Genomic DNA, 18134 nt, shown 5'->3' with positions numbered 1-18134 from the left:
AACATTTATGAGTGCGGCTTTAGATTGTAATATTTGTTTTATCGGTGGCGGTAATATGGCGCAGGCACTGATTGGTGGTTTATTAAGCCGAGGTTTGCCTGCAAGTAAAATTACAGTTGCAGATCCTGTTGAAAAAATAAGAAAAATATTAGAACAGCAAGATGTAAATACCACGGATGATAATCTACAGGCGATTCAGGATGCTGATGTTGTGGTGTTGGCAGTAAAGCCACAAGTATTAGCCCAAGTTTTAAAACCATTTAAAGGCTTGTGTGACGGTAAGTTATTTATTTCCATTGTCGCTGGTGCAGAAATTGCAACCATTGCGGCACTCATTGGCAGTGAGCGCATTGTCCGTGTCATGCCCAATACCCCAGCTTTGGTACAAACGGGTGCACATGGTTTGTATGCTACCGAAGATATTGTTGCCGAAGATCGTCAATTGGCGAGTCAGGTGCTTGCAGCAACGGGTTTAACCGTTTGGGTCAATGAAGAAGCGCAATTAGATGCAGTGACCGCGGTTTCTGGTTCTGGTCCAGCTTACTTTTTCTATATGATGGAAAGCATGATTCGTGCAGGCAAAAACCTTGGTCTGGATGAAAAAGTTGCCACCACCTTGACGTTGCAAACCGCATTGGGAGCAGCACAAATGGCGATTACCAGTGCCAGTAGTCCGGCTGAGTTACGAAAAAATGTAACCTCTCCCAATGGCACAACACAGGCTGCCATTGATGTTTTTGATCGTGAGCAAATTTCACAAAGCATTCAAGCTGCGTTGGCGGCTGCACAAAAACGTAGCCATGCCCTCGCACAAGAATTAAGTGATCAAGCCAAGCAACTGGGTTAATTCATCGTTATTTAGAGTAGGAATAGTTAAGTATGGGTGCGAATCCTGCTGTGATTGTTATTTTTGAAATCATTATGAACGTAGCAATTTTGCTCGTCTTTTTTCGGTTTTTAATGCAGCTTGCCGCGGTAAGCCCATATAATCCTGTGGTGCTTTCGACCAATAAAGCGACCCGTATTGTCGATATGTTTGGCAGAATATTACCAACCTTAGCCAAAGGTCGGTTTAATCTCGCTGCATTGATTCTTTTATTGGTGCTGTGTTTGCTGAAAAAATTCGGCATGATGCATTTGAATGGTATTCCCCCGACCAGTGCGGTCTTCTTATTGCTGTCGACTTTTATTGAAAGTATGCAAGCCTTGATTAGCATTTTAAAATTGCTCATTTTTGCCAGCATTATTCTCAGTTGGGTGGTGGTATTTACCCAGTCTCGCTCACCTTATATCGAGGTAGTACAAGAGCTCGCAGAACCATTATTGGCACCATTTCGCCGTATCCTGCCCAATATGGGCATGATTGATTTATCACCCATCGTGGCGTTCTTTGCTTTGTTTTTGGCGGAACGAATTATGAATGAAGTGGCATTAACCTTATTAAGTGGCTTATAAGGTTAAGACGCTTAGATAGATTGAAAAACATTTGAGCTGTGCAGATGTGAGAAGAATTATTTTCTAATTCTACATAGCCCAAAACACATCGCATTGTGTCTAGATACCGAAACAAATAAAGGAACGTTTATCGTTCCTTTATTTGTTTGTATTTGTTTGCAAACTATGCTGTTAACAAACATTCGCGCAGCTCCAAAACAGCGCGGTTTTTATGCACATTGCTACATATTACAATGTTGTTTTGCGTGCAATGTTAATGCGCTTCATCCCAGTTCTGTCCTTGACCGACTTCAACCACGAGCGGAACAGAAATTTCAATCACATTTTCCATGATCTCGGTAATTTGCTGTGCCAATCGCGGGGCAATCTCGCGATCAGCTTCGAGGACTAATTCATCATGGACCTGTAAGAGTAATTTAGCTTGCTCTGCTGGCAAGTGTTTTTGCACCGAGATCATGGCCAATTTAATAATCTCTGCGGCACTGCCTTGTAATGGTGCATTAATCGCTGCACGTTCCGCAGCTTTACGGACCATGACATTACGCGCATCGATATCTGGCGTATACAGACGACGTCCTAAAATGGTTTGGACATATCCTTGTTCTAAGGCCAGTTGTCGTGTGCGTTGCATATATTCATAAATACCCGGATAACGATTGAAGTATTTCTTGATATAGTTTTGCGATTCTTCACGACTAAAGCCAAGCTGACGAATTAGACCAAATTCAGACATACCATAGAGTAAGCCAAAGTTCACGGCTTTGGCTTGACGGCGTTGATCTGCAGTGACTTGATCTAAACTGATATTGAGGACTTCTGCCGCGGTACGACGGTGTACATCCTGACCATGATGGAATGCATCGAGTAAGGCTTCATCTTGCGAGAAATGTGCCATTAAACGTAATTCGATTTGTGAATAGTCTGCTGCCAAAAGAACTCGACCTTCTGGTGCAACAAAAGCACGGCGAATTTGTCGACCGATATCTTGGCGTATTGGAATATTTTGTAAGTTTGGATCGGTTGATGACAAGCGTCCAGTTGCCGTCAGGGCTTGATGGTAACTGGTATGTACGCGATGCGTGTCTGCATTGGCTTGTTTTTGCAGACCATCGGTATAGGTGCTTTTGAGTTTGGATAAACCCCGATATTCCAAGATTAAAGCCGCAATCGGGTGCTCTAACTTTTCTAAAATACTTTCGCTGGTACTGTATTGGCCAGTACTGGTTTTTTTCCCACCTTTGAGCCCAAGCTTATCAAATAAGATCTCGCCCACTTGTTTGGGGGAGCTGACATTGAAGGGTTGCTCAGCAAGATCAATAATTTGTTGTTCACAGTTTTGAATTGTTTGTGCAAACTCAACGCTGAGTTGATCGAGAAAAGTGACATCGAGCTGAATACCATTTTCTTCCATCTGGGTCAGTACGCTGGCAACCGGCATTTCAATCTGGTGAAAAATTTCTGTTAACGGCGGTGTTTCTGCCAGTTTGGCTGCCAACACTTCATATAAACGATAGGTGACATGGGCATCTTCGGCAGCATAATGTGCAGCGACCGCAATTTCGATTTGATTAAAAGTCTTTTGCTTGACACCTTTGCCTGCGATTTGTTCAAAACTTGTGGTCAAATGACTCAAATACAAACGGGCAACATCATCCATACCATGTCGCGTAGCTGATGCATTCAATACATAGGATGCGAGCATGGTATCGAAGTACCAGCCTCGTAGATGAATCCCATGATTGGCAAAAATATGAGCATCATATTTAAGATGATGACCGATTTTTTCTACTTGAGGGTCTTCAATGATGTCTTTGATTTCTGCCAGAATCCGTTCGCGATTGAGCTGTTGTGGCGCGCCCTCATAGTCATGTGCCAAGGCAATGTAATAGGCATCTTGGGCATCGAAGGCCACCGAAAAACCGACCATTTCGGCAATACGATAATCAATACTGGTGGTTTCGGTGTCTATGGCAAAGCGTTTGGCTTGTTTGAGTTTGGCATAAAACTGTTGCCAATCTTGCTCTGTTAATACCGTATGATATTGCGCCTGCCCAAGTTGGTCATCACTGCTACTTTGTGTGGCTTGATCAAGCACTGACGACGACTCAGATGTCGTGGGATCTGTCTGTGGTGCTGTCGATTGTAGACTGCTGGCTGCATGTTTATAGATGCTGTTATGCGGGTTATTGGGATGATCTAAAGACTGTAATTGGTTACGGAATTCTAATTCGGTATAGAGATGGCGTAATTCGCTGGTATTGGGATCGGTGAGTTTTAAGTCATCATAGCTAAATGTTAGATCGAGATCACAAACGATACTGGCTAGTTGATGGTCGATTTTTATATTGTCTTGATTGTCTTTGAGGCTTTGCCCAACTTTGCCTTTGATGTCGTCAACATGGGCTAAAATACCGCTTAAATCTTGGTATTGGTTGAGTAATTTGGCAGCAGTCTTGGCACCAACACCCGGTACCCCCATAATGCCATCTGAGCTATCGCCCATGAGGGTCAGATAGTCAATGATTTGATTGGGCCATACCCCAAATTTCTCAAAAACGCCATCGCGATCGAGTGGTTTGTCTTTAAAACTATCCTCAAGGGTGATTTTATCACTGACCAATTGCGCCATGTCTTTATCGCCGGTTGAGATGAGTACCTGATGACCGAGCTTTTCTGCACGACGCGCGAGTGTACCAATAATATCATCGGCTTCAGCGCCTGGTAGTTTGTGTAATGGAATACCGAGTGCTTCAATGAGTTGATGTAAATAAGGAATCTGCTCTGCCAATTCATCTGGCATGCTGGGGCGATCGCCTTTATAAATCGGTGATAAAGTGTGACGAAAAGTCGGTTCTGGCGTATCAAAAATAACAGCCATATGCGTAGGTTGAATGCGGCGCATCAGTTTTTGAATGGCTGAGATCGCACCGCGTATTGCATTGGTGTGTAAACCGGTTGACGTGGTGAGCGGCGGTAAAGCGTGATAGGCACGAAATAAAAAATATGACCCGTCAACCAAGACAAATGGTGGCATCGATAACATCCTAATTCAAACTAATTCAAATAACCCGCGTATTGTACGTGATTTTTAGTTTATGCGCAGAAGCGAATGCATGCTGGTTACGCTTTAAAACTGACAATGACTATTTAAATAGAGATGGCTTCGGTTATGATCAAAACCCTCTATTGTAATACTGTTGTGTTATATGCAAAAAAATCATGACATTCAATTTATATGGCTCATGGGGCTTAGCCTGATTACAGGTGGAGCATGGTTTTTTGAGCTACACGCAATCAGTTATTTATGTATTTTGGCACTGGTTTGTAGTGTGATGCATTATGTCTCTCAGTTACAGCAACAGAGTATATGGGCAGCGCAGCGTCTGCAACAAGGCATACAGCCGACAGCAAAATGGCCACTCTATTTGAGTATTATGACGGCATTATGTGCCGGCTTGCTGGATTGGTATTGGTTGCTGAGTTTGAGTTTAAGTATTTGGTTGTTCTTATTCTTTCGTTGGTTACGATTGATTGAACATACGCTAACACAGATTCAACAACGCCTTGCAGAACTGCCGCCTAGCGAACAAGATCCGATACAAGCGAGTCTTCAGCCCACGCAGCTGGTAGCGCAAACACCCGCACCACCCGAGACTTTAGGCTTTTGGGCGCAGTGCAAACAATGGTTGTGGCAGGGCAATCCCGTGTTAAAAGCCGCGATTGTGGTACTGGTGATCGGGATTATTTTATTACTCCGCTTTGCCAGTGAACATTGGCAATTAGATTTAGCCTGGCAGCTCATAGTTTTTTCTGCTGTGTGTTTGCTGGTTTTATTTGTTGGTTATAGATTAGGTCAGCAAAATCGTGGTTTTGCTTTGGGCTTACAGGGATTGGCCATTGCGGGTTTATGTTTGGCTTTATTCTTTGCCTATTATAATCAGCTGCTGCTGAGCTTATGGAGTTGCAGTTTATTATTTTGCTTGATTATGCTGCTAGCAATAGCCCTAAGCCTTAAACAACAAGCTTTAGAATTGGCTTTAATGGCAATGGTGGTGGCTTATCTTGCTCCCTTTAGTTTACCGTTACGAGATGGCATCACAACACAGCAGTTAGTGGCGTATTATGCGTTGGTTTTGGCAATTGTCGCGCTATTGACCAGTATTCGACCTTGGAAAATTCTTAATCAATTAGCCTTTATGATTAGCCTCACGATCGCTGTAGGCTATGCGTGGCAGCATCAAGATTTTAGTGCATCGACACTCAGTTTGCTGATCTTATTACACAGTGCAATTTATATCTGGCTCAGTTTCCGTTATAGCCAATTATTGATGCGAGAGGATTTTCAAGGCTTTCAATTGCGCCCAATTTTAGATGTGGCCATGTTGTTTGCTGCCCCGATTAGTGCATTTATTCTGATTTATCTGTTGTATTTTCAGCAAAGCTTTTGGCAGGTCAGCTGTAGCTTAGTATTTGCTGGGGTACATGCAGGGTTGGCATATTATTGTCGCTCACGCCAGCAGTTTGTTTTTATTGCCGATAGCTATTTGAGTCTGAGTTTAATTTTCTTGTTGTTTATTCCAGCAATACTGGCGCCAGAAGCATGGAGTATCAGTGTTTGGGGCTTGGCGGCTTTATTGGTTTGGATTTTGGCATTACAGCGTCAATCTATCGTGGCACGTTATGTTGCACTGGGTCTATTTTTTGCCGCAGCTCTGTCTTGTTTATATTATGACCAACAGCAACCCGAGTTAAATCTCTGGATTCAGCTGAGTCTTGCCGTTATTTATATCGTAGCGGTACTATGGGCGAACCATCGACCTGCTTTTAGACGCCAACTTGGCGAAGCACTGAGTGTGTTTTTGGCTTTAATGATGTTGGCTGCATTTCTAATTTTATTGCGGCTCATCCCCTTATTTTATGCCAGTGCAATGGATGAAATCTGGGCATTATTGCTATGTAGTGCATTATTTATGCTGTGTCAGCAATATATGCGTGCGTGTCAGGCACGTTGGACGTGGTATCCAGCCAAATGTTTGCTGTTACTTGTATTGAGTATTTACGCACTGATGGTCTTATTTGACTATCATTTCCCACATGCATTGCAGTGGCCAAACCTGAGTGCTGCTTTATTATTTTCTGCGAGTTGTTTATTTTTGGCATGGTCTGCATTACAACAGCAAGCTGAGCAAACAATTTTTGCGCGCGAATGTTGTATGGGCGTTGGTGTATTTTGCTTAAGTATGTTGGGTATTGCAATCTGGCCACAACATCTCATTCTTGCTAGTAGTGTTGGTCCTATGGCGTATTGGCTGTATAGCGTCGCTTTGCTGTTTAAGAATGGAAAAGGTCAGGCCTTAGACTGTTATGCCATGCTTTTATTTTTTCTGATTTGGTTGGTTTATGCACAGTTAAATTTCTCTTTTTCGGCATCACATTTTTATCTACCGCTCTGCAATAGTTTTGACTTGATGAGTATATTGATGCTGACGGCTTTATTATATTTACTCAATCATCAGCGACATCTTCGTTCCGATCACGGGTTGTTGGCAATGATAGCGGTATTTAGTTTGTTATGGACTTGCAGCTATATTTTACTACGTGCCTTGCATGTATATGCCGAGACACCGTATAACCAGACAGCATTATGGTTTGATGCCACGGTGCAATTAAGTTTAACGGTCTTATGGAGCAGTATTGCTTTTATTATGATGACGCTTGCCACAGCCAAGTCGATACGGGGGCTATGGTATTTGGGTGCCAGTATTTTGGTGATGATGAATTTTAAATTGGTGTTATTGGATTTAGCCAATATCGGCACCTTGATGCGCGTTTGTTCTTTCTTGATTGCAGGTGGTTTAATGTTATTGATTGCCTATTTGGCACCGATTCCAGATTCAGTCGCAAAGGATTCAAGCCCGCATTAAATTTTAGTGGGTTGGATTGAGGCAATATCTATTTGGATCGAGACAGTATTAAATCCTTAGCTAATAGTTGGATTTGATCTGCTGATATGCGCCGATAGCACCCATACCATTGATAAATAGTCTGACTATTTAGGTGCAATGGGTGCTATATAAAATGATTCATCTCATGCTTAATATAACAGAGGTTTAATCTAATACGCTGCATAAAATAGCTGTTGAATATGAAGAATTAACGCTCATATTTATCGCTGTGATCGTATTGGTGTTGACCTTTATTACTATATTGATCAATCTCATCTGCAGCAAGTGCGCTATGTGGCGTAATCGGGCGATCGACAAAGCCAATTTTCGGTACAGGAATCTCAATATGATGTTCCAAAAAGCCATTGCGAATCAGTTCATGCATTTCATCTTTGACTTGAATAAAATTTTCTTGTCTACACCAAAGCGCAAATAAGATCTCAATAGAAGACTCACCAAAGGCAGTGACACTGACCTGTGGTTTCGGGTCGGCAAGCACCAAGGGATAATTATCTGCGACTTTTAAGAGGACTTCTCGTACTTTAATAATGTCTTCATTAAAATTAATTGCTAAGGGAATGGGAATACGCCGAATTGGAAATTTAGACAGATTATGTACGGGGGCACGAATCAATTGTTCATTGGGTAGACGTACATAGACATTATCCCAAGTGAGCAATTTAACCGAGAGTAAATCGATTGAAATCACTTCTCCCTCAATGGTATGCCCACGGATCAAAGTGATTTGAATGGTATCGCCAATTTCAAAAGAACCTTCACCAATCAGAAAAAGACCGCTGATTAAGTTGGAGGCAGAGGTTTGTGAGGCAAAACCCAAGGCAACAGTTAAAATACCCGCCGCACCGAGAAAGACACTGAGTTTAAAGCCTGCTTCTTTTAGGCTGGTCACAACAAACAGCATAAAAATAAAATAGAAAATACCACGCCGCCAAACCAGTTGTTGGTGGGCATTAAAGCGTGTGCCAATGGTGCGGATAAAGGTATTAGAAATAATGCGCGCTAAAAAGAAACCAATAAAGGTTAAAATCAATGCCACTAATATTTCACTAATACGATCTGCTTTAAAACTGCCCAGCACACTGGTTAAGGTTTTGACCAGGTCTTGGGAAACATTCATTTCAGGCATTCTGTCTCCCTGTTAAAAAAATGAATCAAACATATTAAATAATGCACCACCTGGATTACGTGGTGGGTGTACATAAATCACTTCACCTGCCAAAGGGGGCGTGCGGTTTTCGATACGAATACGTGGCTGACGCTCAGAGGATTCGTGAAATACTTTGATTTGTGAGGTCCATAATCGCCCTGTGCTTTCACTATAAAATAAAGGCAACGCCGTCACCGGCACATTCATTTTGTCAAAACGTAATTGGTGAATACTGGTGTTTTGAAAATGAATTGGCGTTACTGCACGAAAGGCACGTGTTCTGAGTTGGTTGAGATCGGTACGACCGTCAATGGTGGTGGCATAACACATTTCACCATTACGCTTGTCGGGACCAAACCACGTATCCTTAGGTAAAATAACGGGTAAATCAAATAAAGGCTCTTTTTGCCCATGCACAAAGCCCGAAATCCACAGTGGCGTACTAATATAGAGTGTGCCACGTTGCCCAGCAGGAATATAAATCGGATCGGCGGGCTTAATCACCACAGAGCGATCAGCCAAACGCGGCATCAACTGAAACTCACGATGGGTTTCTTTGAACATATAGCGTTCAACATGTACCGGCTTGGGAAAAGCCAGATCATTTTCTTTGATTTGATGCCATTGTTGTTGATAGTCGTGTTGAATCGCTGGACGATGATATTCCAGACGCCATTCTTGTAAGCCGCGGGTGAGACGGAATAATAACGAGCCAAATTGCCAAGTCTTGGTTTGGTAGAGCTCAAATTCTTGCTCTCCCCACCAGCGGCGTGTGGGTCGTTCTATCTCAATATCTTCATCATGATTTGACAAGGTCGTTGTATTCCTCTGCTCAATATTATTTGAAACGATCTTCACGGTGTCATATGCTTAGAGTACACTCAAAACAATTTTATTTATCATAATAAGTTACGATGCAAATTTTGAAACAATTACAAATTCCCTATAGTTTTGCTAAGAGACACACCGTGATCCTGCGCTATGAGGGCGATCAAGTTTATATTGTGTATTGTGCGAATACCAGTGCGATTGCGATACAAGAGGCAAGGCGTTTCCTTGGTATTGCTGCGCCTTATCAATTATGCTCACAACAAGAATTTAATCAATTACTCAGCTCGAGCTACGCCGGTGAAACAGGAGAGTCACAACAAGTGGCTGCCGGTTTGGAAGATCATCCAGACTTATTAAGCTTGGCAGATCAAGTGCCGGAAACCGAAGACTTGATGGATCAACAAGACGATGCACCGATCGTCCGTTTGATTAATGCCTTGTTATCTGAAGCGATTCGTGTGAATGCCTCAGATATACATATCGAAAGTTTTGAAAAGAAACTCTCTGTGCGTTTACGGGTTGATGGTCAGTTGCGGGAAATTGTACAACCTCGCCGTGAGTTAGCTCCACTTCTGGTGTCTAGGATTAAAGTCATGGCAAAGCTAGACATTGCCGAAAAACGTATTCCTCAAGATGGTCGTATTTCTTTGCGTTTGGCAGGGCGTGAGGTTGATGTGCGGGTATCAACTTTGCCTTCATCACATGGTGAACGGGTGGTGATGCGTTTACTCGACAAACAAGCCGGTCGTCTGAATATGACGCATTTAGGTTTGGCACAGGCAGACTATGAACGATTAAAATTATTGGTCCATCGACCTCATGGCATTATTTTGGTGACAGGGCCAACCGGCTCAGGGAAAACCACCACACTCTATGCGGCATTGTCTGATCTGAATGATGGTTCTAAAAATATACTGACAGCAGAAGACCCTATCGAATACCAACTTGAGGGGATTGGTCAAACCCAAGTTAATCCCAAAGTCGATATGTCGTTTGCCCGCGCGCTCAAGGCGATGCTGCGACAAGATCCAGATGTGGTCATGGTCGGGGAGATTCGAGATTTAGAAACAGCTGAAATCGCGGTACAAGCATCATTAACTGGACACTTGGTTTTATCAACTTTACATACCAATACCGCAATTGGTGCGGTAACACGTCTACAAGATATGGGCATTGAACCCTTTTTGTTATCGAGTTCTTTGATTGGCGTGATTGCGCAGCGTTTGGTGCGGACGTTATGTCAGCATTGTCATACTTGGTATGAGGCCGATGCAACAGCAGTGGCAATGTTCCAAGCGATTCAACATGAGGGCAATTTAAAACTTCCGCAACCACAAGGTTGTGAACACTGTTCACATACTGGCTTTAGTGGACGTACCGCAATTTATGAAATTATTGCCATTGATGATGCTTTACGTCGTTTGATTCATTCGAAAGCAGCAGAGTATGAGTTGGAACAACATGTGCGTCAGCACAGTGCTTCTATACGAGATGACGGTTTGCGTAAAGTATTGGCCGGTAAGACCACCATTGAAGAAGTCTTACGTGTTACCAATAAATCTGCCGAGGTATAGTTTGTGCTGGTTTGGACGTGATTGCTTAGGCATGGTTGTGGGGACGATTGTCTCGGCATGGTCGGCGGGCTTTATCTCGATGTGATTAAAGCGGACCAATACTATTGCTGAATTCAATCCAATATTGACCATTCGCTTGTTTTTGAATTTGTTTAAACTGAACAAGCTGCGGCATATCTTCTGTCTCATTGAGTTGATAACCGATACCGACTTCAAATGCATGGCGTTGTTTCAGCTGTTGTTCTAAGATTTCGATGCCGGCAAGATAAAACTCACGCTCTTCTATTTGAAAATATTGTGCTAAATTTTTCAATTCAGCCACTAGGCAGGTTTGGCAGAGTTGCTGCTTTTGTTCGATTTTTTCAGCATTTAAATGCAGTTGAATGTTTAAAGTATAGAATTCACAGCCGCTGTTTTCGATACGAATGTTTTGTTGCTGTCCAAGCTCAGCACTCTCGATGGCATAAGCAATGGGCAAATCACCCTGCGTACTTTTGAGTTGAAAGCGGTGTTGTTGCACATTTGTTTTCAGGAGTACTGCTGTTGGGAGCGCGCGTACACAAGACTGCTCAAAATTCTGACTCGCGACTAAAAGTTGTTGCTCATGTTGTGCCGTTTTTGATTGGGCTATAGCAGATTGAATCAAACTGCTACAGGCAATCAGGCAGATGAAAGATGTGGTAATGATGAAAGGTTTAGCCATAGTAAGCTCATGGTTCAGATCATTTCGCGATAGAGCCAATGATCGGGTTGAGTGGGAAATGACCAGTACAAAGCGTGCTCAGGGCTAGTATTTTAAGATAAGGATGATGCTTTAAAAATGGATGAGACGACGGTGCTGCATTAGCGGCATATTATTGCGAATTTTCTGTTGTTCGAGCAAATCAAAATCGACCTGTATGAGTTGATTGCCTTCTTTTTCACAGATCTGTTGCAATTGCCCTAAGCTATTGGCTGCAGCAGAATGCCCCCAAGTTTGTCGTTTTGGACCATGCCAGCCTTGTTGTGCGGCGCCCAAGACTTGACATTGGCTGTCCATCGCGCGGGCTTGAATGAGTAACTGCCAATGCAACTGTCCGGTGCTATAGGTAAATGCGGCTGGTGCTGTGAGAATATTGGCACCTAAATGACGCAGTTGTAAGGCGAGCTCTGGAAAACGTAGGTCATAACACACCATCAGTCCGATTTGACCAAACGGTGTATTTACAACAACGGGGCTATCACCAGCTTCAAAGAATTTAGATTCTTGGTAGCCACCGACAGCATCACCAACTTGCACGTCAAACAAATGAATTTTGTCATAACGTGCCTCCGTGGCTTCAGGGCTAATACAAAGACTGACCGTTCTGACACGACCATCTCGAATCACACTGCCATCAGGACGAAAAGGGCAGGGAATGGTGCCAGCAATTATCCAGCTGTTATAGCGATGTGCTAACTGCTGTAAACGCTGTTGAATACTTTCAAATTGCGCAGCAATTTCCAGTTGTTTCCCGCCAGCAAAGCAAATAAAGTTTTCTGGAAACACAATCAGCTGAGAACCCTGCGCCTGACTTTGTTGTAACAATGCTTCAATGTCTTGAAAGTTTTTTTCAAGATCATCTTGAGCGTTCATTTGAGCAACAGAAAATAAAGTCATCGCAGGCATCCTAGATTGTGCTTATACGTTTTGTTGGTTAGATACAGCATCCATTGTATCTTGTTGTTTTTCTAATTTTTTAACTAAAGGTTCAAACATGTTTTGGTTGTTCTCATTTAAACGCATCAGCGTTTTATGGGCATCCAAAACAGTATTTAACATCGCTTGATGGGTAATGTGCTCATCAAGTAGGGTTTTGGTGCAGATATTGGGATCACCACAATAGTTGAGGATCACAAAAACTTGTCCGAGCCCCATACTGTTGGCAAGTGTCGAGATATCTGGATTGGTAGATAGCATGACAGCTTGAATTTGATGTGCTTGTTTGAGCTTGAGCCCCAGTTTGGCAAGTACACCTAATACCGTACTATCTATAAATGTGGTTTGGGTTAAATCAACAATAGCGCCAACGACGTTATCTTGTTGTTCAATCCTTGCCAAAAGTTTGTCTAAACTAATACAAGACTGCGCACGCACTTCCCCAATAAGCTTGAAAATATGCGTTCCATCTAATCTTGCATATTCAACATGACCTGTTGACATATAAATGCCATTTGCAAAGAAGGATAGGAAAATTATCACATAGCGCAAGTCTATACTCAAGTCTTTGCGTAGCGATGTCGCAAGATATCTTGCTTAAGTAATTGAATTTAAATCTAATTCATTCTTCTTAAACTGAGTATTGCCACGTCATCTGCAACGTGTTCAGGTACTTTAAATGAATGATTTTGCAAATGTTGCACCAATTGTGTGAACTGTTCGTTTAAGCCACCTTCAAAAGGTTCAAGTGCACCATCTGAACAAATAATGAAACGTGCATGTTTGGGAAGTGTACAGTGGAACTCTTCAACCTCTAAGTCTCCAGTGAGACCCAAAGGGAAGCTACTGGTATTGAGTACTTTGGGAGCCGTATGTGGCTCAAAGATAATTGCGGGCGGATAGTGACCGGCGCTGGACCAGCGTAATTCGTGGCTTTTAAAATCTAAAATCCCCGCAATCATGGTGATGTGCTTTTCGATATTTTCTTGTACCAGCATGCCATTGAGTTTTTTGATGAGTTCACGCGGTGTTTTTGAGCGACCATGAAAGGCTGCCATCCACGAGGTCAGTAATGAACTGGTCACACCATGACCTGAGACATCGGCAAGATAAAACAACAGCTCATGATCGTTGAGTTTCCAATAGTCATACCAGTCTCCAGATAAATAGGCGGAAGGCTGAAAAAAAGTTTCAATCTGGTAGTTTGGTAGTTCAATCGGATTGGGGAGGAGTCTTTGTTGTAAATCAGCTGCGGACGGTAAGTCACGGCTATCTTGGTTGCGCTTATATTGCGCATCGATTTTTTGTAAGGATTTTTCAGGATGCGCTGGGAGTTTGTTCCAGATCCATCCTGCTAGCGCGCCCAATTCCCATGATTGTGATAAAGCAGCACCTTCGTTTTCATGTGCCAGTACGATGGTTGGTAACGGCCATTGATAGAGTAAAAAATCTTCAACATCCGCAATGGCAATGATCGTTGGATCATATAGATGTAGATCTTCTATGTCGATGATTTGCAAATTGGGCAAGGTTGCGAGGACTTGCTCTAAATTTGTAATCTTCCTTGTCGGTTTAATAAAGTACATAGAAGTATCAAATTATCCTTGGCGTGGTGAGTTTGGTCGTCACGATGACATTCATAATATGCGTCAAAACAATATACTATGCTATGAAAAGTGTAGGATGATAGCGCTATCATATGCAAGTTGTTACTATTTTTGTGGCATTTATGCTGGTATTTTCAATTAAAATACTAGCCGAACTTTGTGGGATTTAAAACCACTAATTTTATTTTAATCAATGCTTTGTGCTTATTTTTTATCAATAAATTATTGTGAAATTTTAAGGTCTTTCTCAAATCGATGTGCAAAAAACATCAATATATGCGATGTGATTTTGGTGTTTTTACATAAAATTAAAGCATGTTCTGCCGAGTTTTGACATGAAAACTCGGCAGACAGAGGGACTCGCATAACCACTTATGGCGTGGTTTCATCATCAAATTCATCATCGATAAAGCTGATGCCATCGGTATCATCACCTTTCTTCTCGGCAATGCTAAAGTTAATGCGTTGTAAATAGATATCACGCATTGCTGCATAGCGATCACCTTGTAATACACTTTCGATATCAAGGAATTGAGAGCGCGAATCAACACCGGCTAAGACTGCATTAGACCAAGCCAAACCGGTTTGGTGATGGTTCAACATCGCAATATTGGTTGGTTTGGCATAGCCATCGCTTAGTGCGTCTAAGGAATGACGCAAAGTGCTTGGTCCCAAAACTGGAAGCATTAAATAAGGTCCAGTTGGAACACCATAATATCCTAAGGTTGTGCCTAGACTATCTTCTTCTGCTGTTAAGCCTAAACGACGTGCTGGGTCGGCAAAGCCTAAAGACGTTAGGGTGTTAATTGTAAAGCGACCTAAGGTTTTTAAGGCACGTTTGCCGCGACCTTGGGCGGTTTGGTTGACTGCATTCCACGGTTCACCCATGTTTTTACGAAAAGAACGATATGCGCCGCGGACATCTTCAGGTACTTTTTCGGCATATTGTACTGCCAATGGTCGGGCAACATTACGGTCTAACATGTCATTAAATTTAAAAATTTCTCTATTGAGACTTTGTAGGGGATCTTTCACTTGATCCTCTTGTGCAGCATTGGCATTTACTTTTAAGTCTTGGAATTTAATGTGCGTTAATTCTTTTAATGCTGCAAAACGTTTTTTCTCAGGATCTGAGCTATCTTGATCATTGTTATCTTCAGTATTTGCAGAGATCGTTTGCAATGCGACAGACTCGGTTGTGCTTTGGGTATTGCTGGAAGTGGCTACAGTCGTCGGCGGTTGCTCAACTGTATCTGTCACTTGTGCAAAGGCGCTTGTCGTTAAGCCTATACTGAGTGCGCTTGCCCATAAAAGATGATAATGATGCATATAAGTTTCTCAACCTATTGAACTTCTAGTCTATGATAAGGTCTTTTATAGTTAGCGCAACAGATTGCTTATTGGAAAAAGCATAATGCAAAATGAAATGGCTATATATAAAAGCTATGCTGTCTGTAAAATACCTGTGCAGGACGTAAACACTACAATAGATATATCTGATTTTATGTATTGAAAGCTATTCTAACAAGATGTATTTAGAATAGCGTTGTACATATTTTAACTTAATTTTTTAAAAACCAATCGACTGCTCAAGGAATACTCGTTTGTCGTGAAAAAAGGGTTGCGCCAGAAAATAAATAGCCTATAATGCACATCCATCGGCGGTGATGTTGATTAAAAGCTTTTTAAAATCAGATGCTTAGCAAATCCAGAGTGATAAGTTAAGTTGAGTGAATTAGAAAGTAATTCAATAAACATTAAATTTTGCTTGACTTATCTGAGATAAGGCGTAGAATAGCCGACCTAGCTTACTCCTGACGAAGTAGTAAGAAGATCATTAAGAGATTATGAAGAACAACTTGTGTGGATTTTTACTGGTTGATTGATCGAAAATATTATCATTGATTGATTGGTAGGAATTACTCGAAGTTTATTTGAGCAAATTTTTTGTCAGTAATTGATGAGCCAGAATTGTGACCTTAAGTCACTAATGATTTTAACTGAAGAGTTTGATCATGGCTCAGATTGAACGCTGGCGGCAGGCTTAACACATGCAAGTCGAGCGGGGGAAGGTGCTTCGGTACTGGACCTAGCGGCGGACGGGTGAGTAAAGCTTAGGAATCTGCCCATTAATGGGGGATAACGTTTCGAAAGGAGCGCTAATACCGCATACGCCCTACGGGGGAAAGCAGGGGATCGTAAGACCTTGCGTTAATGGATGAGCCTAAGTCGGATTAGCTAGTTGGTGGGGTAAAGGCCTACCAAGGCGACGATCTGTAGCGGGTCTGAGAGGATGATCCGCCACACTGGGACTGAGACACGGCCCAGACTCCTACGGGAGGCAGCAGTGGGGAATATTGGACAATGGGGGGAACCCTGATCCAGCCATGCCGCGTGTGTGAAGAAGGCCTTATGGTTGTAAAGCACTTTAAGCGAGGAGGAGAGTACCTTAGATAATACCTAAGTGTATTGGACGTTACTCGCAGAATAAGCACCGGCTAACTCTGTGCCAGCAGCCGCGGTAATACAGAGGGTGCGAGCGTTAATCGGATTTACTGGGCGTAAAGCGTGCGTAGGCGGCCATTTAAGTCAAATGTGAAATCCCCGAGCTTAACTTGGGAATTGCATTCGATACTGGGTGGCTAGAGTATGGGAGAGGAAGGTAGAATTCCAGGTGTAGCGGTGAAATGCGTAGAGATCTGGAGGAATACCGATGGCGAAGGCAGCCTTCTGGCCTAATACTGACGCTGAGGTACGAAAGCATGGGGAGCAAACAGGATTAGATACCCTGGTAGTCCATGCTGTAAACGATGTCTACTAGCCGTTGGGGCCTTTGAGGCTTTAGTGGCGCAGCTAACGCGATAAGTAGACCGCCTGGGGAGTACGGTCGCAAGACTAAAACTCAAATGAATTGACGGGGGCCCGCACAAGCGGTGGAGCATGTGGTTTAATTCGATGCAACGCGAAGAACCTTACCTGGCCTTGACATAGTGAGAACGATCTAGAGATAGATTGGTGCCTTCGGGAATTCACATACAGGTGCTGCATGGCTGTCGTCAGCTCGTGTCGTGAGATGTTGGGTTAAGTCCCGCAACGAGCGCAACCCTTTTCCTTACTTGCCAGCATTTCGGATGGGAACTTTAAGGATACTGCCAGTGACAAACTGGAGGAAGGCGGGGACGACGTCAAGTCATCATGGCCCTTACGGCCAGGGCTACACACGTGCTACAATGGTCGGTACAAAGGGTTGCTACCTAGCGATAGGATGCTAATCTCAAAAAGCCGATCGTAGTCCGGATTGGAGTCTGCAACTCGACTCCATGAAGTCGGAATCGCTAGTAATCGCGGATCAGAATGCCGCGGTGAATACGTTCCCGGGCCTTGTACACACCGCCCGTCACACCATGGGAGTTTGTTGCACCAGAAGTAGGTAGGATAACCGTAAGGAGTCCGCTTACCACGGTGTGGCCAATGACTGGGGTGAAGTCGTAACAAGGTAGCCGTAGGGGAACCTGCGGCTGGATCACCTCCTTAACGAAAGATTAGTGATTGGTAAGAATCCACAACAAGTTGTTCTTCAGTGTCTACGATGGGTCTGTAGCTCAGTTGGTTAGAGCACACGCTTGATAAGCGTGGGGTCACAAGTTCAAGTCTTGTCAGACCCACCACTAACTATGCTTGCAAGGTATCTTGTGAGAGGGTGACGGAAAAGTAGATACGAAATAATCTCGTAGATTTAAGCTGGGGACTTAGCTTAGTTGGTAGAGCGCCTGCTTTGCACGCAGGAGGTCAGGAGTTCGACTCTCCTAGTCTCCACCACTCATTATGATGAGTAAGGCTAAGAAAGAAGCTTAAAGCTAAAATGAAAGATCGATT

The 18134-nt window shown here is 43.0% G+C and carries 12 protein-coding genes, 2 tRNA genes and 1 rRNA gene; 7 read left to right on the top strand and 8 right to left on the bottom strand.

Annotated features, from left to right (window positions below):
• Positions 1 to 7: 7 nt before the first annotated feature.
• Together proC and BFG52_RS12830 are read left to right on the top strand one after the other, a co-directional pair.
• Complete coding sequence (gene proC, locus BFG52_RS12835) at positions 8 to 847, top strand: pyrroline-5-carboxylate reductase (RefSeq protein ID WP_067556943.1); 840 nt, start codon at positions 8 to 10, stop codon at positions 845 to 847.
• 32 nt (positions 848 to 879) lie between these two features.
• Positions 880 to 1455 (top strand): YggT family protein, encoded by a 576-nt coding sequence (locus BFG52_RS12830; RefSeq protein WP_067556941.1) that lies wholly within the window; start codon positions 880 to 882, stop codon positions 1453 to 1455.
• Between the two features lie 253 nt (positions 1456 to 1708).
• Here BFG52_RS12830 and polA read toward each other — a convergent pair whose 3' ends face one another.
• Positions 1709 to 4489: a DNA polymerase I gene (gene polA / locus BFG52_RS12825; protein ID WP_067556939.1), complete on the bottom strand. Its 2781-nt coding sequence runs from the start codon at positions 4487 to 4489 to the stop codon at positions 1709 to 1711.
• Between the two features lie 172 nt (positions 4490 to 4661).
• Between polA and BFG52_RS12820 the strand changes: the two genes are divergently transcribed.
• Positions 4662 to 7379, top strand: a complete 2718-nt coding sequence (locus BFG52_RS12820; protein ID WP_067556937.1) for a DUF2339 domain-containing protein — start codon at positions 4662 to 4664, stop codon at positions 7377 to 7379.
• Positions 7380 to 7608: 229 nt separating this feature from the next.
• On the opposite strand, the gene BFG52_RS12815 is transcribed toward BFG52_RS12820, so the two are convergent.
• Together BFG52_RS12815 and BFG52_RS12810 are read right to left on the bottom strand one after the other, a co-directional pair.
• Positions 7609 to 8538, bottom strand: a complete 930-nt coding sequence (locus BFG52_RS12815) for a mechanosensitive ion channel family protein (RefSeq protein WP_407639254.1) — start codon at positions 8536 to 8538, stop codon at positions 7609 to 7611.
• A 21-nt stretch (positions 8539 to 8559) separates the two neighbouring features.
• Positions 8560 to 9381, bottom strand: coding sequence for a hypothetical protein (locus BFG52_RS12810; protein ID WP_067556931.1), 822 nt, complete (start codon positions 9379 to 9381; stop codon positions 8560 to 8562).
• A gap of 101 nt (positions 9382 to 9482) precedes the next feature.
• Here BFG52_RS12810 and gspE point away from each other — a divergent pair, with 101 nt between their 5' ends.
• Positions 9483 to 10973, top strand: a complete 1491-nt coding sequence (gene gspE / locus BFG52_RS12805; protein ID WP_067556928.1) for a type II secretion system ATPase GspE — start codon at positions 9483 to 9485, stop codon at positions 10971 to 10973.
• 85 nt (positions 10974 to 11058) lie between these two features.
• Here gspE and BFG52_RS12800 read toward each other — a convergent pair whose 3' ends face one another.
• The 5 genes from BFG52_RS12800 to BFG52_RS12780 all read right to left on the bottom strand — a co-directional run bounded on the left by BFG52_RS12800 (position 11059) and on the right by BFG52_RS12780 (position 15587).
• Complete coding sequence (locus tag BFG52_RS12800; protein WP_067556926.1) at positions 11059 to 11676, bottom strand: hypothetical protein; 618 nt, start codon at positions 11674 to 11676, stop codon at positions 11059 to 11061.
• A gap of 111 nt (positions 11677 to 11787) precedes the next feature.
• Positions 11788 to 12612, bottom strand: a complete 825-nt coding sequence (locus tag BFG52_RS12795) for a carbon-nitrogen hydrolase family protein (protein WP_067556923.1) — start codon at positions 12610 to 12612, stop codon at positions 11788 to 11790.
• A 21-nt stretch (positions 12613 to 12633) separates the two neighbouring features.
• Positions 12634 to 13155, bottom strand: coding sequence for an anti-anti-sigma factor GigB (gene gigB / locus BFG52_RS12790; RefSeq protein WP_067556920.1), 522 nt, complete (start codon positions 13153 to 13155; stop codon positions 12634 to 12636).
• A gap of 113 nt (positions 13156 to 13268) precedes the next feature.
• Positions 13269 to 14237 (bottom strand): RsbU family protein phosphatase GigA, encoded by a 969-nt coding sequence (gene gigA / locus BFG52_RS12785; RefSeq protein ID WP_067556917.1) that lies wholly within the window; start codon positions 14235 to 14237, stop codon positions 13269 to 13271.
• 393 nt (positions 14238 to 14630) lie between these two features.
• Positions 14631 to 15587 carry an MlaA family lipoprotein gene (locus BFG52_RS12780; RefSeq protein ID WP_067556914.1) on the bottom strand — a complete coding sequence of 319 codons (957 nt, stop codon included), beginning with the start codon at positions 15585 to 15587 and terminating at the stop codon, positions 14631 to 14633.
• A 668-nt stretch (positions 15588 to 16255) separates the two neighbouring features.
• Between BFG52_RS12780 and BFG52_RS12775 the strand changes: the two genes are divergently transcribed.
• The 3 genes from BFG52_RS12775 (at position 16256) to BFG52_RS12765 (ending at position 18077) form a co-directional block, all read left to right on the top strand.
• A 16S ribosomal RNA gene (locus BFG52_RS12775) occupies positions 16256 to 17792 on the top strand.
• 57 nt (positions 17793 to 17849) lie between these two features.
• A tRNA-Ile gene (locus tag BFG52_RS12770) sits at positions 17850 to 17926 on the top strand.
• Between the two features lie 75 nt (positions 17927 to 18001).
• Positions 18002 to 18077: transfer RNA gene (locus BFG52_RS12765), tRNA-Ala, on the top strand.
• Positions 18078 to 18134: the final 57 nt, after the last annotated feature.

Origin of the sequence: Acinetobacter larvae, assembly GCF_001704115.1 — a bacterium.
Taxonomy (GTDB): domain Bacteria; phylum Pseudomonadota; class Gammaproteobacteria; order Pseudomonadales; family Moraxellaceae; genus Acinetobacter; species Acinetobacter larvae.
This window is presented reverse-complemented; position numbering and strand designations above follow the sequence as displayed.